This window comes from Blastococcus jejuensis (genome assembly GCF_039534705.1).
Classification (GTDB): domain Bacteria; phylum Actinomycetota; class Actinomycetes; order Mycobacteriales; family Geodermatophilaceae; genus Blastococcus_B; species Blastococcus_B jejuensis.
Window position 1 is genome coordinate 106181 of the sequence record NZ_BAAAVV010000006.1, and the last position, 20346, is coordinate 126526.

The following is a 20346-nucleotide window of genomic DNA, read 5'->3' on the forward strand; positions in this document are numbered from 1 at the left end:
ACCAGCGGTGACCTCGCCGTGTCCCGCGTCGATCGAGCCGCCTGAGTTGGCACCTTCCGTGCGAAACCGGCGTTCTCGGCCGGGAACGACCACGGAAACGCACAAAGCCCCGCCGCCGGCGGGGCCGGTGACGGGGCTTGCGGGGGAGAGGGTCTACAGGGCCCGGTCGATGAAGGACGCGACCGGCCGCGAGGGGCCGTAGGACATCCGTGCGGCGACGTCCCGCTGGCGCTGGGACTGGGTGATCCGCTCGATCAGTGCCTCGGCGACGGCGAGCTGGTGCTGCAGCAGCCGCATCGCGCGCTCGCGGAGGTCGTCGGGCACCGGGCCCAGGGACGACGGCGGGACCCAGTCGTCGGTGCGCCGTCCCCAGGCGGCGATCTCCTCCGCGCGGCCGTCGGCCATCGTCTGCTCGGCGGCGATGACCTCGCCCTCGAGGTGGTCGAGCACCGTCGACCAGTCCACCGAGGGGGCGCCCCCCGCCGGGCGGTCGCCGGTCACGAGGTTCCTGCCAACGAGGCGGCCGCTTGACGCCACGCGTCGCGCAGCGGCTCGACGACCTGGCGGCAGGCCGAGATCCGGTTGGTGTCGAGCTTGATGTTGGCCTGCATGAGCTCGCCGATCAGCCAGTTGTAGAGCGCGGCGAGGCGCGGCCCGCCCTCCCAGGCGTCGACCTGCAGGCTGGACAGCAGCTCCAGGACGATGGCCTGCGCGTGCTGCAGCTGGTCGCTGGCTTCGGACCGGTCACCGGCGGCGACCGCCTTCTGTGCCCGCTCGAGGTCCAGGGCGAGCCGGTCGTACAGCATCACGAGCACCTGCTGCGGCGAGCTGGTGGCGACGGCGTCGCCGAGGTAGCGGGCGCGGAGGGATGCGGCACTCATCGAGGGGTCTCCATGGAGCTTGGGGGTTCGAGCGTGGGGAAGGGGTCAGGTCAGCTGTAGGACGGCAGCGAGTTGATCTGGCCGGCCAGCCAGGTGGACTGGTTCTTGAGGGAGCTCAACGCCGTCTCCATGGCGGTGAACTGGCGGGTGAGCATTTCCTTGCGCTTGGCCAGCCGCAGGTCCCAGGCCTCGATCCGGTCCTGGATGTCCTGGACCATCGAGTCCTGGCCCTCGGCCAGCTTGATGAGCGAGCCGGTCGTGCTGTCCGACGCCGCCTTGGCGACGGCGAGCAGGCGCCCGGCGATGCCGGACGCGGCGACGTCGTCCGCGGTCCCGGCCAGGGTGTCCGGGCCGTTCCCGGCCGCCGTCCCGCCGACCATGCGCTGGGCCATCGCGGGGTCGTCCTTCAGAGCCGCGAGGAACGTCGCCTTGTCGAAGGTGATCTTGCCGTCCTTGCTCAGCTCGAAGCCGACCTGGGCGGGGGAACCGTCCGCGCCGATGGCGAAGGACACCGCGTCGAGCAGTTGACCCGACAGCTGGCTCACCGAGAAGTCGCCCTTGAGCGCGGCGGTGCTGCCCTTGGCATTGCTCGTGTAGGTCTTCACGGTGGTCAGCGCGGAGTTCACCGCGTCGACGAGGGACTGCACCTTGCTCGCGACCGCGTCCGGGTCGGAGTTGACCGACACGGTCACCGCGGCCCCGGGGTTCGCCTTGCTGACGGTGATCGTGGCGCCGGGTAGGACCGAGGCGAACGTGTTGCTCGCCGAGACGACGCTGTATGCGCCCGCACCGCCGTCGCCGATCTTCAGTTCCGCGTTCTGCGCCTCGGTCGTCACGCCGAAGGTGCCGGACCCGGTGAGCGTGAACTTCTCCGCGGTGCCGGTGGTCTTCGCGGTCACCTGCAGCGCGAACTCGGTGGGGCTGATCTCGACGACGGCGGCGGACAGGCCGAGCGAGCCGGCGTTGATGGCGGCAGCCGCGTCGGTGAGGGTCCCGGTGCCGCCGACCGTGATCGTGCCCTTGCTGGCACCGAGCGAGTCGAAGACCTCGATGGTCGGGGCGCCGTAGGCGGCGGTGGCCGAGGTCCAGACGCCGGTGTTGCGGTTCACCACGGCGTGGGCCTTGGCCACCTTCTCGACCGAGAACGCGAGGGAGCCGGTGGCCGTGCTGGCGGTCGTGCTGACGGCGACGCTGGAGTCGGAGCTGGTGGCCTTGGTCGCGGTCCAGCTGTCGGCCTTGAGGGCGGTCTCGGCAGCGGCGCGGACGGCGGCGAAGGTGGTGTTGACGGTGCGGTAGGCCGAGGCGGCCAGCTCCGTGGTCTTGAGCCGGGTCTTCAGGGCGGTCTGGGGGCCTGCCTCGGCCTGGATCAACTGGGTGATCAGAGCGGTGGTGTCCATCCCCGAGACGAGGCCGTCGACGCTCATGCTCATGGTCTGCGCCTCCTGGGGCGGGATCGGACTGGTCGGGGTGTGAGTGAGGGGGGAGGCCGGAGGGCCTCCCCCCTCACCCGGGGTACTGCGCGCCTTACTGGTCAGGCGTCCTGCTGCTCAGCTGGGGTCAGCGGAGCAGCGACAGGACACCCTGCGAGGCCTGGTTGGCCTGCGCGAGCATCGCGGTGCCGGCCTGGGACAGGATCTGGTTCCGGGTGAACTGGACCATCTCCTGCGCCATGTCGGCGTCGCGGATGCGGCTCTCCGAGGCGGTCAGGTTCTCCACCGCGACGTTGAGGTTGTTGATCGTGTGGTCGAACCGGTTCTGGATGGCACCCAGGTCGGCGCGCTGGGTGGACACCGACTTGATGGCGTCGTCCAGGTCGTCGATCGCCGCCTCCGAACCGCTGGCCGCGGTGAAGGTCGGGGTGGCGGCGGCCAGCTGCTGCACCGTCGGGGTGCCGGCGGCCGAGCCCACCGGAGCACCGGCGGCCTCGGTGTAGCCGGAGACGGCGTCGTTGACCTGGAAGACCACGGTGGTGGCCGTCGCGGTGAACGGGTCGGTGGTCAGACCCAGCGCCGACTTGGCGGCCGTGTTCAGCGCGGTGAGCGCGTTGGCGGCCGTCGGGGCGGTGCTGGAGTCGTTGTCACCGTCGGCGTTGGAGTAGTCCACGGTGCCGAGGTCGAAGGACTTGCCACCGAAGGAGATGGTGCCCGACAGACCCTCGAAGACCGCGAGGTCCGCGGTCGGGTCGCCGCTGACGGCGGTGAAGGTCAGCTCGGCGTTGGCGCCATCGGCAGCCGCGACCGTGGAGACCTTGCCGGCCGCCGCGGCGGCGGCGTTGGTGTAGGCACCGGCGGCGGTGACGTCGACACCGTCGACGCCCAGACCGGCCGAGCCCATCGCGGTGCCGATGTTGATGCCGATGGTCTCGCCGGCGTTGGCGCCCACCTGGAAGGTGGCGTTGAAGGTGCCGTCGAGCAGCTTCTTGCCGTTGAAGGTGGTGGTGCTGGCGATCCGGTCCAGCTCAGACTTCAGCTGGACGACCTCGGACTGGATGTTGGCCTTGGCGTCGTCGTTGAGGCCACCGGTGTTGTTCGCCTGCACAGCCAGGTCGCGCATGCGCTGGAGAATGCTGTGCGTCTCGGTGAGCGCACCTTCAGCGGTCTGCACGACACTGATGCCGTCCTGGGTGTTGCGGACGGCGACCTTCAGGCCACCGATCTGCGAGCGCAGGCCCTCCGAGATGGCGAGCCCGGCTGCGTCGTCGGCAGCACGGTTGATGCGGAAGCCGGAGGAAAGCTTCTCCAGCGACTTGCTCATCTGGCCGTCGGTGACGGACAGGTTGCGGTACGCGTTGAGCGCCGCGATGTTGGTGTTGACGCGCAGACCCATTGTGTTCCTCCTTGGACGGGGTCTTACCTGTGAATCCCACTGCATCCGTGCTGCGGGGCCGAACCGGTGTTGCATAGCTGGTTACGGCGTGGGACGCGTGTGACTTGAGGCGAAACCGAGTCTTTTTCGCACGGTTCACTCAGCCGTGTTCGATCAGGCCGATTGGGCCGCCGAACCGGGCTGGGGAACGGGCCAGGAGGTGTGCGGTCTGCGGGGTGGGGGAGCCGCCGGCCCCGGCGCCCGCCCGGTCAATCGGTCGAGGTAGGAGCGTTGCTGGTTGCGCGCCCGCACGCCGCCGTCGGCCGGCACCGCGGTGCCGTCCCACGTCTCGCTCATCGCCGCGTACAGCAGCGTCAGAGCACGTGCACGCATCTGCGAGACCCGCGACAGCGTGACGCCGAGGTCTTCCGCGATGTCGGTCAGGGATTCATCACCGAAGAAATTCCGCTCGATGACCTCGTCGAGGCGGTCGGGCAGCGCGCGGATGGCCTCGTGCAGGTACCGGGCCCGCTCGCCGCGCAGCAGTGCCCGCTCCGGTGACTCACCGGTGTCGGGGAGGTCGAGGGAGGTGCCGTCGCCGCCGCTCTCGGCGTCGATGCTGACCATCACCGCGCGGTGGACGTCGACCTGGAGGGCGTCGAGGTCCTGGCGCCCGACGCCGAGACTGGCGGCGAGCTCCTCCTTCGTCGGCGGGCGACCGAGGCTGACGGTCAGGGCGTCCGCGGCCGCGTCGGTCCGGCGCGCGGCGGCGCGCACCGAGCGGCTGGCCCAGTCGCCGGAGCGCAGCTCGTCGAGGACGGCGCCCTGCAGGCGGGCGAGGGCGTAGGTGGCGAACGAGGCGCCGGCGCTCGGGTCGAACCGCTTGGCCACCTCGACCAGTGCGACGTGGGCACAGGAGAGCAGGTCCTCGCGGCTCACGTGACCCGGCAGCGAGATGCGCGCGGCGACGGCGTTCACCGCGAAGGCCGCCAGCGGGAGATGCTCGGTCACGAGCGCGTCGATCTCCTGCTGCGAGCGGCCGCGAGGGGTGGCCGACGGGGTCGGCTGCGGTCGCTCGCGGGGCGACCGCTGCGTCGAGGACCGAGGCGTCGGACGCTCGGTCGTCACGGCACGGGCTGGGCTCACGTCCTACTTCTCGGCTGACCCCGGCGCGCATCGCACCGCCCTCGGCACATTTGTTCACTTACTTGAGTGCTCTCTTCGCGGCTCGGCTTGAGGGGCCCCTCCGCGGTGCCGATGGCAGGGGCGACGAAGCGTCCGGTCCGCAGGGTCTCCTGCCGGCCGGGACGACGGAGCGAGACGACGGAAGGCGGTGGGCACGTGGACTACCAGCACCTGTCGACGTTGCTGTGGCGGGAGCAGGAGCTCCTGGACCTGCTGCTGTTCAAGGCCGAGGAGAAGCAGTACCTGATCCTCACGGGCAAGACGCGGTGGCTGCCCCGGATCGCGCACGAGATCGAGGTCATCCTCGACCAGTTGCGCACCCTCGAGGTGGAGCGCTCGGCGGCGACCGAGGCCATGGCCGGCCGGCTCGGCATCGGCGCCAACCCGTCTCTGCGCCAGGTCGCCGAGGTCGCACCCGCCCCGTGGAACGACCTGTTCGCCAAGCACCACGAGGCGCTCCTGGTCCTGGTCACCGACCTGCGCAGCCTGTCCGACACCAACCGCGAGCTGATCGAGGGCGGCCTGGCCGCCATCGGCGATGCCCTGCTGTCGGTCAAGGCGCCCTCGGCCGGTACCTACGGCTCCACCGGCCGCAACACCCACGACGGCGACCACCGCGCGGTCACCCTGGACGGCGCGCTGTGAGTACTTTTTCCGGGCTGAACGCGGCGACGACCGCGCTCTGGGCGCAGCGCCGGGCGCTGGACGTCACCGGCCAGAACATCGCCAACGTCAACACCGACGGCTACTCGCGCCAGCGGGCCGACCTGCAGGCCATCGGTGGCAGCCCGGTGCCGGCCTTCTACTCCACCAGCCCGGGGATCGGCGCCGGCGTGACCGCCGACAGCGTCATCCGCATCCGGGACGCGTTCCTCGAGGGCCGCGGGCACACCGAGACCGCCAACTCCGCGAAGCTGACGGTCGAGAACGACGCCTACGAGCTCGTCGAGCAGGCGTTCCGAGAGCCCGGTGACACCGGCATCCAGAGCCTCCTGTCGGACATGTGGAGCGGCTGGGAGGACGTGGCCAACAACCCCAAGGACTCCGCCGCCCGCGGCCAGGTGCTGCAGCGGCTGGAGACCCTGGTCGGTGGCCTGCACTTCAGCCACGCCTCGCTGGGCGCGCAGTGGGACCAGAGCCGGGAGAACCTGCAGGTCCTCGTCGACGACGTGAACGCGGCGGCGGCGTCGGTCGCGGAGCTCAACGAGTCCATCCAGCTGGCCCGGCAGAGTGGTCTGCCGGCGAACGACCTCGCCGACAAGCGCGACGTGCTGGCGATGAAGCTCGCCGAGCAGATCGGCGGCACCGTGCGGCCGGGCGACGACGGCGTCGTCGACGTCGTGGTCGGCGGCATGACGCTCGTGGCCGGCCGGACGGCGACCACGTTCGCCCTCGCCGGCACGACCGACCCCGACGCGACCGCCGGAGACCCGGTCCGCATCGTCACCGCGGCCGGTGGCTACACCGTGCAGGCCGGTGGGACGGCCGCGGGACAGCTCAGCGCGCTGAACACGATCCTCCCGTCCTACCGGGCCGCGCTGAACTCGGTCGCGGTCGACCTGGCCACCGGTCTCAACGCGGCGCACGCGGCCGGCTACGACCTCGACGGCATCGCGGGCACCAACCTGCTGGTGTCCTCCGGCGGCCCGCTCACCGCCGCGTCGATCTCGGTGGGGTTCACGGACCCGCGCAAGATCGCCGCGTCGTCGGTGGTGCCGGTGCCCGGTGACCCGGCCCTCGACAACGGCAACGCCGACGCGATCGCCCAGCTGCGGCAGTCGGCGACCGGCACCGACGCGAACTACCGCCGGATGATCGTGGAGCTCGGCGTCCAGTCGGCCGTCGCGCAGCGCAACCTCGACATCCAGGCGGTCATCACCACCCAGGTCGACGCCGCGCGCGAGTCGGTCGCCGGGGTCAACCTCGACGAGGAGATGACGAACATGCTCTCGTTCCAGCACGCGTACTCGGCGGCGGGCCGGCTGGTCACCGCCATCGACGAGACGCTGGACGTGCTGATCAACCGCACCGGCCTCGTGGGGCGGTGACCTGAATGAGGATCACCCAGCGCGCCGTCGCGCTCACCAGCCTCCAGGGGCTCAACCGCAACCTCGACGCCGTCGGCAAGCTGCAGCAGCAGCTCACCTCCGGCCGGCTGATCAACGCGCCGTCCGACTCGCCCACCGGCACCAACCGGGCGATGCAGACGCGCGCCGAGCAGGCCGCCACCGCGCAGCAGGCCCGCAACATCACCGATGCGAAGAGCTGGCTCGAGCAGACCGACTCGGCGCTGCAGGAGATGTCCGACACCGCGCGTCGCGTCCGCGACCTGACCGTCCAGGGCTCCAGCACCGGCAGCAACTCGACGTCCAGCATGCAGGCGCTGGCCACCGAGGTCGCGTCGCTGCGGCAGGGGCTGCTCAGCCTCGCCAACGGCACGGTGCAGGGGCGCCCGCTCTTCGGCGGCGTGACGTCGGGACCCAAGGCCTACGACAGCACCACCGGTGCGTGGCTCGGCCAGGGCGGTGCCCCGGTCACCCGCCGGGTGTCGGACACGGAGTCGATCCGGGTGGACCTCACCGGACCCGAGGCGTTCGGCCCGCCCGGCAGCGACCTGTTCGCGATCGTCGACCGCATCGCCACCAACATGGTCACCGACCCGACGCTGCTCGCGACCGACCTCGCCGATCTCGACGTGGCCATGAAGAACATGTCCGGGGCGCTCGCGGACGTCGGTTCGCGTGCCGCGCGCATCGACCGCGTGGAGCAGGTCAACGCCGACCGGCAGCTGACGCTGTCCTCGCAGCTGGCCGAGACCGAGAACATCGACCTGCCGAACACGATCATGCGGCTGCAGATGCAGCAGGTCGGGTACGAGGCGGCTCTCCAGGCGACGGCGAAGGCGCTGCAGCCCACCCTGCTGGACTTCCTCCGATGACGCCGTCCCCCGCCGCGACCCTGGCGGCGCCCGCTCCGGCCACCGCGCCCCCGATGCAGGTCCTCGCGCTGGCCGAGCCCATGCCCGGCTTCCCCGGCCACCGGGACTTCGTCCTGGTCGCCGCCGACGCCGCCGGCCTGCTGTTCTGGCTGCAGTCCGTCGCCCCCGACGGTCCGCGATTCCTCGCCGTCCCGGCGGCGCCGTTCTTCCCCGACTACGCCCCGGTGCTGCCCCGCGCCGCGTGCGCCGAGCTCGGGATCACCGACGGCGCGCAGGGGGAGATCTACTGCCTGGTCACCGTTCCCGACGGTGACGTCGGCGCGTCGACGGCGAACCTGCGGGCCCCGATCGTGGTCAACCCGGCCACGCACCGGGCGCGGCAGATCGTGCTCACCGACGGGGCCCATCCCATCAGGCGGCCACTGCGCCGATAACGTTCCCGGCGACGCCGCACGCGCGCCCACAACTGAACAGCCACGGACGGCCGCACACACACCCATGGAGGGGTAACCCATGCTCACATTGACCCGCAGCGTCGGAGAGACGATCCGGATCGGCGACGACATCGAGATCCACGTCGTCGAGGTCCGCGGCGGCACCGTCCGACTGGGCTTCAAGGCTCCGCGCGAGGTGGCCATCCACCGCGAGGAGGTCTACAAGCAGATCGCCGAGGCGAACCTGCTCGCCGCCCAGGTGACGGCCGACAGCCTCGGCGCGCTCGCGGCCTTCGCCCCCGGGGCGGGGGCGGCCTCGGCCGCCGGACCGGCCGGTGCCGAGCCGGCCGGTGTAGAGACCGCCGGTGGGACGGCGGAGGACCCGCCGCCTGCCTGACAGATGTGCATGGAGCCACCCCCGCGCTCTTGGCAGGAGAAGCCAGGATGTCTGTGCGCGGGCTGCGAGGATCACCGACACGGGCAAGAACTGCCGAAGCTTCCCGCTGTAACTGAGTGGGGCACGGCGAGTCTTGTCCCTCGTGTCGGCCCTGCATGAGGCAGATTTCCCCCTGCAAGCAATGACAGGGGGCGATCACCATGCAACGCAGTGCATTCAGCGCACAGCCGGCCGACGAGCACGGCGACTCGGAGTCCGTGGTCGTCCACGTGCAGCTCCGGCCGCGCCGCGGGGCCACCCGCAAGTGCCTGGCCGCGCTCGCCGCGCTGGCCGCCGAGCACCCCGAGGCGTCCTTCGCGGTCACCGGCCTGAGCAAGGACGACCGCGTCGTCAAGGTGACCGTGGGCGTCGACCTCGGCCCGCGGGCCGGCGTCGCGAAGTTCTCGCCGCAGGCGCAGGCCGCCTACGCCTTCGTCAGCGCGCTGTTCACCTCGCTGTACGACCACATGCCCGTCTACACCGCCGAGCCGAGCGGTGCCGAGCGTGCCGCGGCCAAGGTGCTGCTGGAGCAGGCGACCGGTGGCGCGAGCCGCACCGACGGTCTGCCCGTCGACGTCCTCGAGGCCATCCCCGCCGCCGCGATCCCGACGCCCCGCATGCCGGGGCCGGACGAGCGCATCTCGGCCTGACGGCTCGTGACTTCCGGGCCGCCTTCCCCGCGGTCCGTTCTTCCCCGCAGTTCAGGAGTACCGGTGACCGATAACGCCACGTCTCTCGATGCCATAGCCCCGACGTCGACCGCCACGCCACTGTCCGCCGGATCCGCGGGCACCGACAACCGCAACCGCGTCCGCCAGCCGCTCGTCTTCGGCGGCATCCCCGAGGCCGACGGATGGGCGCTCGCGCCCATCACCCCCCGTGACCGGGTCCACTTCCGCGTCGACCACGAGCTGCCGCTCGACGAGTTCCGCGCCGAGCTGCCCGACGGCGTCACCGTCAGCTACGACCAGGGCGAGGGCCTCTACCGCGTCGACGGCGCCCGGGGTTCGGCTCCGGTCCTCGCGGACTGGGTGCGCGCCTGGTGCGCGCGGCACGGCTGCTCGACGGTCGGCCTGCGCGCGGAGACCGACGTCCGGCGCCGGGCGCCCCGGGACCTGCCGGCCGACTTCCTGCACGACCTCTGCCGGCACTACGGGCCGGTCAGCCTCAAGCGGCTGCAGCGGAACATGAGCACGATCCGGCTGCACCTGCCCGACCCCGACGACCTCGGGCAGCAGGTGTACGAGTGGGTGCTGAAGGCCGTCGCCCAGTACGACGAGACCAAGGGCGTCCCGTTCGGGGCCTTCCTCGCCACCCAGCTGTCGAAGTGGGTGCACGACCTGGGGCGCAACGCCCACGGGCGCACCGCCGCCGACACCGAGCACAAGCAGCAGAAGGCGATCGCGGCCTTCATCGCCGAGCACCAGCGCAAGCCGAGCGAGAAGGAGCTCGCCGCCTACATGGGGCAGAGCGTGGCCACCCTGCGGCGCAACTCGCAGACCGTCGCGACGCTCAACGGGCTGCGCAACCTGCAGTCCCTCGACGGCGGACCCGACGCCACCGAGATCCTGCTGCCCGACTCCTGCGAGGCCCCCGACGAGATCATGGGCGAGGCCGAGCAGACGCTGCTCTCGCACGCTCTCACGGCCGCCTGCGCGCCGGACCCCGCGGCGCGGCGCGACCAGCGGGCCGGGCAGCCGAACGTGCTGGGCTGGGCGACCTGGTACCTGACCACCTGGGGCGGTCAGACCAAGACGCAGCTGTCGGCCGACCTCAACACCTCGGTGCGGAACATGAACGTCTACGCCGACCGGGTGGAGAAGGCGCTCAAGACGCGCCTGACCGAACTCGTCGACAACTAACCCGACCAGATCTGCACACTGGCCCGCTTCAGCGCGCTGAAGCGGGCCAGTGTGCAGATCTCGCCTACTTCCAGGCGCGGAGGACGTCGCGGGCGACGACGCCCTCACGCACGCGCTGCGGGTGGTCGCCGACCGGCACCGTCGCCACGGGCTGCGCGGTCGCGTAGTCGATGACGACGACCTCGTCCTCGCCGCTGACCGACATCCAGCACTCGTCGCCGTCCGGCCCGTTGGTCGCCCAGTAGGGCTTCGCGCCGACGTCGACGATGTCGAAGGCGAGGGTCTCCCGGTCGACGATCGCGGCATAGTCCGACATCGTCCCGGCGGCGCACAGCGTCGTGCCCGCCGCGTCCATGGCCAGGCCGTGGTGCGCGGAGTCGAGCACGTACTGCTCGCGGGGCAGGCCGTCGGTGCGATCGGGCAGCGGCACGACCCGCCGGACGGCGCCGACCGCGGGCTCGCCCTCGTACGTCGTCGCGCCGTCGGCGTCGGGCGCCTGGGTGTCGAACTCGACGAAGCCGTGGAAGAACGAGACCTGCAGGTAGACGAACCGCTCGTCCGGCGCGACGGCCATCGGGCGGACGGCGGAGCTCATGTCGGGGTAGCCGGCCTCGGCGAGCTCGGCGCCCATGTCCCACCGGGCCTCGACCTGCATCGTGTCGTTGTCGACGATCTGGAAGACCCGCTCGCCCTTGGTGGTGTCGAACTCGGGGCGGTCGAGCGGGGTGTACACGGTGCCGATGCTGGCGTGGAAGATGCGCTCGCCGTCGCGGGTGTAGTTGTTCTCGTGCGGGGTGTCCCCGCTGGCGAACTCGCGCAGCTTCTCGCCGGTGCGGATGTCGAGCTCGTGCACCTTGTTGGCGGTGGAGTCGCTGACCAGCAGCCGGGTGCCGTCGGGGGAGACGCCCATGTGGTCGGCCCGGTAGCCCTCCATGGGGAAGCGCCAGACGATCGCGCCGCTGGCCAGGTCGATGCCGACGACGTCGGCGAAGCTCGGCCGGCTGACCGCGACCATGCGCCCGTCGGGCGTGGTGAACATGTCGTCGGTGTACTGGTCGTGGCCCTCGCCGACGCCCTGCTGGATGGCCAGGTAGAACGCCAGCTTGTCGGGGTTGCTGAGGATCTCGGCCATCCGCTCCGCGCGGTCGGGGATGGTGTCGATGGTGGTGATCGGCCGGTAGGTGCCGGCGTCGACGACGGTGGCGGTGCCCGCCCAGTTGTTGCCCACGAACATCACGTCGCGCAGCCGTTCGGACGGCGCGGCGCTGGGCCGGCCCCCGGCAGCACCTCCGGCATCGCCCTGTGCGGCGGACGCGGTCACGGTGACGCCTGTGGCGGCGAGCGCGGTCGCGAGCGCGACGGCGGCGGTGCGGCGCATGGGGGAGTCCTCCCGGCTCTCGGCTCACCTGGGACAACGGGGGAGCGCGCCGTTGGTTACGCGCCGGTAGCTTGTGGGGCGCGCTCCGGAATTCCTCGCGCACACGGGTCGATCGGTGCTCGCCGCTGCCGATATCCACCTCGTGACGTTCCCGACCACCGCCCGCGCCGCGGGACCCGTGGTCCGGGAGGGACGTCGATGAGCGCGCTGCCCACCGGCGAGCCGGGGCCCGAGGTCCTGGTGCCGCACTGGCTGACCGCCGACCACCGAGCGCAGCTGGCCGACGTCGTCCGGGAGGCGCTGGCCGCCCGCCTGGTGCACCCGGTGACCGCGATCCACCTCGAGGACGTCCTCACCGAACTGCACGTGGCCGCGGCCCGGGACGCCGTCTGGCCCGCGTCGGCGGCACGGGTGCGCCTGGCCACCGGCTGGGGTGCCGACGTGCTGCCGGTACGGCTCAGCGTGGCCGAACTGACCGGCGTGCTGGCGCTGCCCACCCTGCCGGAGGCGCTGCGCCACATGCTCGACACCGGGGCGCGCTCGTGACCGGCCCGGGATTGCGCGGGTCCGCGGGCCTGCTCCAGCGGTTGCGCCCGACCCGGATCGACGTCGCCGACCTCCGCGACGTCGCCGAGCGGATGCTGCCGACCGTCTCGGTGCCCGGGCTCCGGGTCGACCTGGTGCGGCGGCCGGGTGCCGGCTCGGTGATCCTCCTCGAGGAGGACGAGCGCCTCACCCGCATCGACCTCCGCGACCTGGCCGACGACATGACGCGCGACGGGGTGGCCCCCACGCCGACGGCGATCGCCGCGGCCCTCGCCGCCTGGGTCGTGCGCCGCCCGGTCACCGATCGGCAGGCGGCCCGCAACGGCATCGCCGTCCTGGACTGGGCGGACCGCCGGCAGACCGCCATCGGCTGGCGGGTCGTCGTCCGGCGGGGCGAGATCGCGCTGCCGTGGCGGCCGTCGCCGGCGGCCGACGTGTCCGGGATCCGCTCGGCTGCGGCCGACCGGGCCACCGACGTGCCGCTGGAACTCCGCGTGGAGGGACCGGTCGCGCTGTGGTCGCACGCCACCGTGCCCGTGCTGGCCAGCAGCGTGCTCGTGGCGCCGGAGCGGATGCTCGCCCGGCTGACCGCGGCCGGGCTGGAGACGGCGGGCATGCACGTCGTCGTCACGCCGTACCGGCCGGTGGCCTGCGCCGGCCCCGGGATCGCCGCCCGCCTGGCGGGCGAGACGAGCGAAGCCAGCGTGACCGTGCCGTGGGCGCGGCTCGCCGAACTCCCCTGGCTCTGATCCGAGCTTTCTGTACCGAAAGCGGCAGCGTCACGCTCGCGCTTTCGGTACCGAAAGCGCGTCAGGAGATGTAGCCGAACTACTACGCGGGTCCTCTGGACCTGCGGGTTCGCGGCAAACCGTTGCCTGACCTGCAATAACGTCTTCCGACGTTTGCCATCGTCTGCCGGACTTTTCCGGTGTCCTGTGCCATGGATGTGCCATCTGCGCCGTCGGTACCCAGGAGCAAGATGCAAGACGGCCCCGCCTCGGTGTCCAGACCGAGACGAGGCCTTGGCCCTCACCATCCTCAGAAAGGCGAGAGACCCGTCATGAACGCTAACGAAGAGAACCGCCAGGTCGGCACGGATACGCACGCCGCGTACATCAGCCGCCGGCCCGCCTGGGCCGACCGAGTCACCATCGGCTCCGAGGCTATCGACTACGCATGGACCGCGCCGACCTGGCCGGAGAGCATCGAGCCGGACGGCGAGACCTGTCCTGTGGAGGTGATCATCACCCGCGAGGACATGCTCTACGTCAACGACGAGGGTGTCGTCCTCGACCCGGGGCCGGAGCGCATCTTCCTGCTCGACACGAACCTCGACGTGGAAAACGCCCGGCTGCTCGCGCAGGCGATCCTCGAGTGCTGCGACCGCATCAACAGCACGTTGGCGGTGGACCAGTGACCGCGCCATTGCGCTTGGTCACGACGTCGCCGATGGGGTCCATGGACCCCGACATCGAGGCGTTCAACCACTGGTCGACAGAGCTGCGCGGGCTGCGACCGAACACGGTCCGCGTGCGTAGCGAGTGCCTGATCCGGTTGCAGGAGTTCGTCGGGAGACCACTGCGCGACGTGACGGAGGTCGATCTGCTGCGCTGGGAACGGGAGAAGGTCTCCGGCCGCAAGCCGGAAACCCGTCGGGCCTACGTGTCGCACGTGAAGGCGTTCTATCGGTGGGCGAAAGTGGCCGGCATCGTCACCGTGGACCCATCGACCCGCCTGACGAACCCGCGGCTGAACCGGCCGTTGCCGCGACCCGTGCCAGACGACACGCTCCGTCAGGCGGTCGAGAAGGCCCGCCCGAAGATGCGGTTGATGATCCTGCTCGGCGCGTTCTGTGGTCTGCGGTGTCAGGAGATCGCCGGGCTTCACTGGACCGACCTGCGCAACTCCGAGGACGGTACGTCCCTGCTGATCCGCGAGGGAAAGGGCGGGAAGGAGCGTGTGGTCCCGGTCCCTGCCGTGGTCCTCGAGGCGTTCGTCGCCCACGGACGACGTCGCTCCGGGCCGGTGTTCTACGGGCTGGACGCCGCGCAGATCAACCCGAAAGCGGTGTCGACCTCCCTCAACCGCTTCTTCGATCGGCACGGGCTGGACTTCACTGCCCACCAGCTCCGACACAGGTTCGGGACGACGGCGTATCAGATCACCAAGGATCTGCGGCTGGTCCAGGAGATGCTGGGGCATAGCTCACCGAACACGACGGCGAGGTACGCGGCCTACGACACGAGCCAGACCGTCGACATGGTGAAGGCGATGGATGCCGCCTGGTCACGTGCGGAATCTTCCGCACGTTCAGGTGTCTCAGTCTGAGACGAGCCGGCCGACGCCGGTGTCTGCCATGGCAGACACGCGCTGTCCGCAATTTGCAGACAGGCGACCCCCTGAGAGCCGCTGTGACGGCCTCTCAGGGGGTCGCTGGTGTCTGGGGTACCGGGTACGGTCGCCGCCATGCCGCCGATGGCGCGCACCTTCTGGCTGACGATGGCCACGTCTGCACTGTCCGTCGTAGCCCTGGTTGTGTCTGTGCTCGCCCTATTACTAGGCGACTGAGCGGATGTCCTCCTGCCGTTCCTCCGGCAGCATCCCGCCCCACACGCCCTCCCGCTCGCCGGCCGCGACGGCGTAGGCCAGGCAGGGCTCACGGGCGGGGCAGCGCCAGCACCCATGGACGGCCAGCCGGGTCGATGGCGCGTCCAGGTGCTTCCGGTCCGGCCACCACGCCTCGGGGTCGGAGCCTCTACAGGGAACGGTTCCCGCTTCCTCGAGCGCCACGGCCAGGTGTCGCCACTCGGTCAGTGCCTCCGGTGGGATGAGCCATGCGGGAACGTCTGCGGACGCGAGAGCCGCCATGTGTCCGTCTAGCCGGCCGTCGGTTCGAGGACGACGCAGCGGCCAATCACGGCGATCCCCGCTGGCGTCGGCTCTGTCGAGGTCACGGTCGGGCCTGCGGGGAACGCGGCGGGGTTGGCCGCGAGCCGCGAGTCGACCAGCTTCATGACGGCATCCCGGACTTTGGCGATCATGGCGACCTCGTCGGCCGCGTCGGGGATGGACTGCACCCACTTCTCGCCGCGGCTCTCCCACGACTCGTGCAGGAAGATTGGCACCTGAGGGTCCCCGTGCCCGACTGTCACAGTCCGCCAGTGCTCCTCGGGAATGAGGTTGTACCGGCCGGGCGGACCGGGGAAGCGGTCAGCAGGGCTCGGCGCGATCCATCCTTGATCGAGGATCCCTTGATGCGTGTCCGCGTCCCAGCCCTGCATCGACCGTGGCGGATTCACCCACAGGAGCTGGATCCTCGGCATGGTCTGAACCGTATCGGTCATCAGCTCAGTTGGGTGGAGAGGTAGTTGAAACCGTCGTCGACGACGGTTTCGGCTTCGACTCGAGCCATGCCGCGCCACTCCTCGCCGTCGAGGTACACGTGCACGGGGCCTGACGTGACGGTGATCGCCCCACCGCCCCGCCCGCCGAAGCCGCCGCCGAACTCGCGGGAGCGGGGGATCACGACCTCGTCGCCGCGCTCGGCGAACGAATAGGACCGGCCCGACCAGGCACCGACCCCGGACACCGGCTCACCGATCAGCCCGCCCGACGCCATCGCCAGGTGAGCGCGGGTGCCGAACAGGGGGCTATTGGCGCCACGAGCCGACGCGCCGACGCGCACGCCGACGCCGCCCGCCGACTCGACGTTGACGCCCATCAGCGTCCCGGCCATGTGGCCGATGCCGCCGCCAGCGTTCTTCGTGGAGCCGATGGTGAACATGCCGTAGCCGGGGGCGAACCCGGACCACGGGAACGAGGCGGTGGAGCCCAGCCGCGAGTACGGGGAGCGGCCCTTGATCACGTTCGTCAGTGCCGACATGAACCCCGAGCAGTCATACCCGCCGGGACCGGCCCCGCCCCACAGGTAGGGCTTGCCGACCTGGGACTTGGCCCAGTTGAGCGCCGCCACCATGCCCGTGCCGGGCTCGTACAGGCTCTTGGCCATGAGATCCGTGGCCGACTGGATCGCCGACCGGAGGTCCGAGTTGTCGATGTCGACAACGATTCCGCCGTCCGCGTAGCCCCGGGCCCGGCGCATCCGGTCCACCCGCTGCGGGCCACCATGCGCGGCCACGTCGTCCTGAGACCACACGACCTCGCCGCGGTGCACAACACCCGCCGGCTCGTATTTGCCGCCAGGACCCGTGTAGCCGCCGCCCGCGTAGCCGCCGACGGTCTGCATGCCGTTCTGCGCCGCGTACACCGCCAGCGCCGCCCGGTCCGTGACCACCTTCACGGTGACCGTCTTGCCGCGCAGGCCGTCGATCTGGCTCTGCAAGTCCAGGACCGCACGCGCCGCCTGTGACGTGTCGGCCCGGATCTCCGTCTCCCGTTCCTCAGGAATCCCGAGAATCTGGTCGGCCAGATCCTCGGCCGCTTGACGGCTAATTCCCATCTGTTGCGCGGAACGGATGAAGCTCTCCCGCAGTTGGCGGTCGGTCTCCATGACCTCTTCCTGCGTGGCGCCCTGCTGGATCATCGTCGCGATCAACTGGTTACCGGAGTCGCGCACGCCGAGCAGTACGTCGGATGCCTCGCGGCCCGCCTCGGACTGCAAGTTGAGCTGCCCGGAGGCGTCCAGCACCGCCCCGGCGAGGTCGTCCACGGCGCCGGCCGCCTCCGCTAGCGCCGCCTGGTAGGCGGATTCCACTTCGATCACGGACACGTTGGCGCCAGTCAGGATGTCCAGGGCCAGCTTGTACTGCTCGGTCTCCTTCTTCGCGGCGCTCACGGCCTCAGCGATGGAGTCGAACCGGGAAGCGGTCTCCCCCAGCGCGGGAGCGGCATTGCCAGCCGCTTCGGCCGCTTCGGTCGTCTCGCCCGCGAAGTATTCGGTCTGCTCAGCCGCGTCCTCGGTGGCCGTGGCGATGTGGGAGTAGTTCACCGCTGCCTCTGCTGCGGCGATGCCGGTCGCTCCGAGCACCGTGTCGGGGTTGGTGGCCGCGTACCGGTTCAGCGCGTTCGTCACCCGGTCGTAGGCGTCGGCGTTGCCAAGCAGCCCGTTGACCGCGTCCCGCGCGGACACCCCGGCCTCGTCCAGCAGGTCGATCATGTCGTTCTGGATGAGCGCCTGCTGCGCCTGCCGCCGCACGTTCTCGTCGATGACGCCGCCGGTCTCCCGCAGCGCGTCGGATAGACCGCGCTGCGCCGTCTGCGCCCTCTCGGAAGCGACGGTGCCGTCGTGTAGCGCATCCACGAGCGTGGCGATCGCGGCGACCGCCAGCCCGACGCCGAGCTCAGGTCCGATCGCTCGAGCGAACCGGGCCAGACCGCCAGAGACAGCGCCGCCGGCTGTGTCGCCGACCGACCTGAGCACTGTGCTCAGACCGTCCCCGTTCGCCTTCGCGTAGCCCAGCGCCTCGTTAAACGACGACCAGGTGCCGCGCAGACCGCCGACCAGCCCACCCATCGGGCGCATCACGTCGAGGATCCGGCCACCGGCCACCGCCCACGCCACACCGGCCACCGCGGCTGCCTGCAACGGGCCAGGCAGGTCCGCGACGAACCGCAGCACGTCGCCACCTGCCGACACCACGACACCCAGCGCCGGGACCACATCGTTGCCGAGCACGTCGACCAGCGACGACCACGCGGGCAGCAGCTCGTCGCCGATCGCAACCTTGAGGTTCTCCCACGAGGCGGCGGCACGCTGCGCCCGACCAGCCGCAGTGTCCGACTCGCGGGCGAAAGCGCCCTGCGCGTCCGCCGACTGCTCGGTAATGATCGCCAGCGTCGCCATCGCCTTGGCGTTCTGGTCCAGCGTAGTGGTGGAGTCGGCCAGGCCCAGCTCGACGGCCTTCGCCGCCACCCTGGCTGCCGACAGGCTGATGCCGTACCGCTCGATCGGGTCCAGCTCGCCGCGGAACGCCGACGAAAGCGCCTGCACGGCCTCCTGCGTAGACCCGCCGAACTGCGCCGCCAGGTCCGCGCCGATCTGGATGATGCCCTCGGTGCGCTGCGCCAACTGCTCCATCGGCACGCCGGCGTTCTTCATCTGCGAGCCGATGACCGTCGCCAGCTCGCGGTATGAGTTGGCCGACAGTCCCAGCGCCCGGTCGGCTTCCTTGGAGTCGGCGATGACCGACTTCGCGTAGCCCTTGAACACGGCCTGCACGCCGCCGATCGACTGCTCAGCCTCGGCCGCCGCGTCAACCGCGCCCTTGAGACTCACCACCAGACCACCCGCGACCACACCGGCCAGCAGGGTCGCCCCGCGCCCGGCCATGTCGAACCCGCGCTGCGCCTTCGCGCCCGCCGTGGTCGCCTCCGTGCCGATGGCCCGCGTCGCCGTGGCGGCCTTGGTCATGGCCGACTGGTAGCGACCGACGTCGGCGACCAGCTCGACGCTTACGGTGCGCGAGGCCATCAGGGCTGCTCCTTCGACTCGGTGTGACTAAAGACGACCGCGGCGACGCCAGACGGCGGCTCAAGGGGCAGGGAGGGGCCTCCGGGGTCCTCCTCCGGCCGCACCTCACCGGACAGGCGAAATCTCCATCCGACGGAAAAAACACCAGGGGCGTCCTGAGCCCCCTGAGAGGCCGTTGGGGTGCTCTCTGTGGAAAAACCCGGGGAGAGATGCCGCCTAATCCGGGAGGTGCGGCGAGCTGTCGCCCGGGGGGAGGGCCCGCAGGGGGTCGTGGTCACGCGACGGCTCCGGTCCCGTACCGCTGCCTTGCCGCCTTGGCGAAAGCGCCGTCGTACTCGGACTGGCGTCGCTGCGTCTCTGCCTGCACGGCCTTGATCCGCTGGCGCAGCGTCTCGGGCGTGGCCAGCGACAGGGTGAAACCGCGGCGCGCCGCGTCCCACGCCTTGACGTTCACGTGGGCCAGGTCTTCGTCGACGAACGTCTCGGCCGGCACCTCGGCGATGGTCAGCAGCCAGTAACGCCTGTCCACGTGCAGCCGTGAGGTTGCGGTGGACAGCAGCTTCCACGTCTGCTGGATGCCGGCGATGATCTCGTTCGCCTCTCGCGCCTCGGCCCACGCCTTCGCGGCGTCCCCGCCGCGAGCGAGTACGGCGTGCATGTCGTCGATGGACACGTTGCCGACCCGCTGCACGGCCGCGGTGATGGTGGCGGCGGCCTGGTCGAACGGCTTGCGGAAGCCAGCGAGGATGGCGGGGCCGTGCTCGGTCAGCAGCTCGGCGGTGCGCCCTGCGATGGCCTGCGCGACACCGTGCTGCACGTGGATGAGGGCCTGGCGGGTGACGGCCTGCTGTACCGCCGGGTCGGTGCTGGGGTCGCGGCCGTCCGCGAACGCCTCGACGACAACCGTGGTCAGGTCGTCGCGAAGGTCGCGGTACATCACCCGACTGCGGTCGGCGGCGGTGGCGAGGCGCCGGTGTTCCTCGGTGATCGCCTTGGGTGTGGTGGCGCCGAGCCGGTCGGCGGTCCGGAGGATGTCGTTCAGGGTCTTGTGGGCCAGGATCGGGTTCACGGTGTCTCTCTCAGTCGAGGGTGTCGGAGTTGAGGCCACGGGCGTTCTCGTCGATGCCGAACAGGCGGCCGACGAAGTCACGGACCGGGTCGATTGCGGGCCGCTCGGGGGTGCCGCCTTCGCTGGCGACGTGCCCGGTGGGCTTGGGGTCAGGGGTGGACGGCGTGCGCCGCGGGTGCCCGTCGCCGCTGAACAGTGCGCGGGCGTACTCGCGCATCTGCTGGTCATCGGTCATGGCTGATGCCTTTCGTTCGGGGAGAGAGGGATACGGCGCGGGGCGCAGGCGGATCGATGCGGAAAGGGACGAGCGCTCCCCGCCTTCCATCCGGTCGTCCCGCCCATGGCTGCGGGATTCCGGTGAGGTTGACGCCCTCGCGCCGGG

Annotated in this window: 22 protein-coding genes; 11 read left to right on the forward strand and 11 right to left on the reverse strand. The window is 71.0% G+C overall.

The window, feature by feature from the left end:
• Window positions 1-153: 153 nt before the first annotated feature.
• The 5 genes from ABD644_RS13830 to ABD644_RS13850 all read right to left on the reverse strand — a co-directional run bounded on the left by ABD644_RS13830 (window position 154) and on the right by ABD644_RS13850 (window position 4832).
• Window positions 154-501 carry a hypothetical protein gene (locus ABD644_RS13830; protein ID WP_344689507.1) on the reverse strand — a complete coding sequence of 116 codons (348 nt, stop codon included), beginning with the start codon at window positions 499-501 and terminating at the stop codon, window positions 154-156.
• The gene (gene fliS, locus ABD644_RS13835; RefSeq protein WP_344689508.1) at window positions 498-881 is read right to left on the reverse strand and encodes a flagellar export chaperone FliS; all 384 of its coding nucleotides are present in this window, start codon (window positions 879-881) and stop codon (window positions 498-500) included. Before fliS ends, ABD644_RS13830 begins: the two co-directional genes overlap by 4 nt.
• Before the next feature lie 50 nt (window positions 882-931).
• Window positions 932-2311, reverse strand: a complete 1380-nt coding sequence (fliD, locus tag ABD644_RS13840; protein WP_344689509.1) for a flagellar filament capping protein FliD — start codon at window positions 2309-2311, stop codon at window positions 932-934.
• A gap of 127 nt (window positions 2312-2438) precedes the next feature.
• Window positions 2439-3707, reverse strand: coding sequence for a flagellin N-terminal helical domain-containing protein (locus ABD644_RS13845; protein ID WP_344689510.1), 1269 nt, complete (start codon window positions 3705-3707; stop codon window positions 2439-2441).
• A 153-nt stretch (window positions 3708-3860) separates the two neighbouring features.
• Window positions 3861-4832, reverse strand: coding sequence for a sigma-70 family RNA polymerase sigma factor (locus ABD644_RS13850; protein ID WP_344689511.1), 972 nt, complete (start codon window positions 4830-4832; stop codon window positions 3861-3863).
• A gap of 195 nt (window positions 4833-5027) precedes the next feature.
• Here ABD644_RS13850 and ABD644_RS13855 point away from each other — a divergent pair, with 195 nt between their 5' ends.
• The 7 genes from ABD644_RS13855 (at window position 5028) to ABD644_RS13885 (ending at window position 10541) form a co-directional block, all read left to right on the forward strand.
• Entirely contained in the window at window positions 5028-5516 is a 489-nt protein-coding gene (locus ABD644_RS13855; protein ID WP_344689512.1) for a flagellar protein FlgN, read from the forward strand.
• A complete protein-coding gene (gene flgK / locus ABD644_RS13860) occupies window positions 5513-6919 on the forward strand; it encodes a flagellar hook-associated protein FlgK (RefSeq protein ID WP_344689513.1) in 1407 nt (468 codons plus the stop codon). Before ABD644_RS13855 ends, flgK begins: the two co-directional genes overlap by 4 nt.
• Before the next feature lie 5 nt (window positions 6920-6924).
• Window positions 6925-7809: a flagellar hook-associated protein FlgL gene (flgL, locus tag ABD644_RS13865; protein ID WP_344689514.1), complete on the forward strand. Its 885-nt coding sequence runs from the start codon at window positions 6925-6927 to the stop codon at window positions 7807-7809.
• Complete coding sequence (fliW, locus tag ABD644_RS13870) at window positions 7806-8243, forward strand: flagellar assembly protein FliW (RefSeq protein WP_344689515.1); 438 nt, start codon at window positions 7806-7808, stop codon at window positions 8241-8243. Before flgL ends, fliW begins: the two co-directional genes overlap by 4 nt.
• A 79-nt stretch (window positions 8244-8322) precedes the next feature.
• Window positions 8323-8640: a carbon storage regulator CsrA gene (csrA, locus tag ABD644_RS22710; protein ID WP_425547439.1), complete on the forward strand. Its 318-nt coding sequence runs from the start codon at window positions 8323-8325 to the stop codon at window positions 8638-8640.
• A 200-nt stretch (window positions 8641-8840) separates the two neighbouring features.
• Window positions 8841-9329 (forward strand): hypothetical protein, encoded by a 489-nt coding sequence (locus ABD644_RS13880; RefSeq protein WP_344689516.1) that lies wholly within the window; start codon window positions 8841-8843, stop codon window positions 9327-9329.
• 63 nt (window positions 9330-9392) lie between these two features.
• Window positions 9393-10541, forward strand: a complete 1149-nt coding sequence (locus ABD644_RS13885; RefSeq protein WP_344689517.1) for a sigma-70 family RNA polymerase sigma factor — start codon at window positions 9393-9395, stop codon at window positions 10539-10541.
• A 64-nt stretch (window positions 10542-10605) separates the two neighbouring features.
• Here ABD644_RS13885 and ABD644_RS13890 read toward each other — a convergent pair whose 3' ends face one another.
• A complete protein-coding gene (locus ABD644_RS13890) occupies window positions 10606-11919 on the reverse strand; it encodes a YncE family protein (RefSeq protein WP_344689518.1) in 1314 nt (437 codons plus the stop codon).
• Window positions 11920-12117: 198 nt separating this feature from the next.
• Here ABD644_RS13890 and ABD644_RS13895 point away from each other — a divergent pair, with 198 nt between their 5' ends.
• The 4 genes from ABD644_RS13895 (at window position 12118) to ABD644_RS13910 (ending at window position 14793) form a co-directional block, all read left to right on the forward strand.
• The gene (locus ABD644_RS13895) at window positions 12118-12465 is read left to right on the forward strand and encodes a hypothetical protein (RefSeq protein WP_344689519.1); all 348 of its coding nucleotides are present in this window, start codon (window positions 12118-12120) and stop codon (window positions 12463-12465) included.
• Window positions 12462-13214 carry a hypothetical protein gene (locus tag ABD644_RS13900; protein ID WP_344689520.1) on the forward strand — a complete coding sequence of 251 codons (753 nt, stop codon included), beginning with the start codon at window positions 12462-12464 and terminating at the stop codon, window positions 13212-13214. The genes ABD644_RS13895 and ABD644_RS13900 overlap by 4 nt, the downstream gene beginning before the upstream one ends.
• 311 nt (window positions 13215-13525) lie before the next feature.
• Complete coding sequence (locus ABD644_RS13905) at window positions 13526-13882, forward strand: hypothetical protein (protein WP_344689522.1); 357 nt, start codon at window positions 13526-13528, stop codon at window positions 13880-13882.
• Between the two features lie 41 nt (window positions 13883-13923).
• On the forward strand, window positions 13924-14793 hold the full coding sequence (locus ABD644_RS13910) for a tyrosine-type recombinase/integrase (protein ID WP_344689524.1): 870 nt from the start codon (window positions 13924-13926) through the stop codon (window positions 14791-14793).
• Window positions 14794-15021: 228 nt separating this feature from the next.
• On the opposite strand, the gene ABD644_RS13915 is transcribed toward ABD644_RS13910, so the two are convergent.
• The 5 genes from ABD644_RS13915 to ABD644_RS13935 form a co-directional block, all read right to left on the reverse strand.
• The gene (locus tag ABD644_RS13915) at window positions 15022-15333 is read right to left on the reverse strand and encodes a WhiB family transcriptional regulator (RefSeq protein WP_344689525.1); all 312 of its coding nucleotides are present in this window, start codon (window positions 15331-15333) and stop codon (window positions 15022-15024) included.
• Window positions 15334-15341: 8 nt separating this feature from the next.
• Window positions 15342-15788, reverse strand: coding sequence for a hypothetical protein (locus tag ABD644_RS13920; protein WP_344689526.1), 447 nt, complete (start codon window positions 15786-15788; stop codon window positions 15342-15344).
• A gap of 20 nt (window positions 15789-15808) precedes the next feature.
• On the reverse strand, window positions 15809-18895 hold the full coding sequence (locus ABD644_RS13925) for a C40 family peptidase (protein WP_344689527.1): 3087 nt from the start codon (window positions 18893-18895) through the stop codon (window positions 15809-15811).
• 274 nt (window positions 18896-19169) lie between these two features.
• The gene (locus tag ABD644_RS13930) at window positions 19170-19964 is read right to left on the reverse strand and encodes a hypothetical protein (RefSeq protein WP_344689529.1); all 795 of its coding nucleotides are present in this window, start codon (window positions 19962-19964) and stop codon (window positions 19170-19172) included.
• A 10-nt stretch (window positions 19965-19974) separates the two neighbouring features.
• On the reverse strand, window positions 19975-20199 hold the full coding sequence (locus ABD644_RS13935; RefSeq protein ID WP_344689530.1) for a hypothetical protein: 225 nt from the start codon (window positions 20197-20199) through the stop codon (window positions 19975-19977).
• Window positions 20200-20346: the final 147 nt, after the last annotated feature.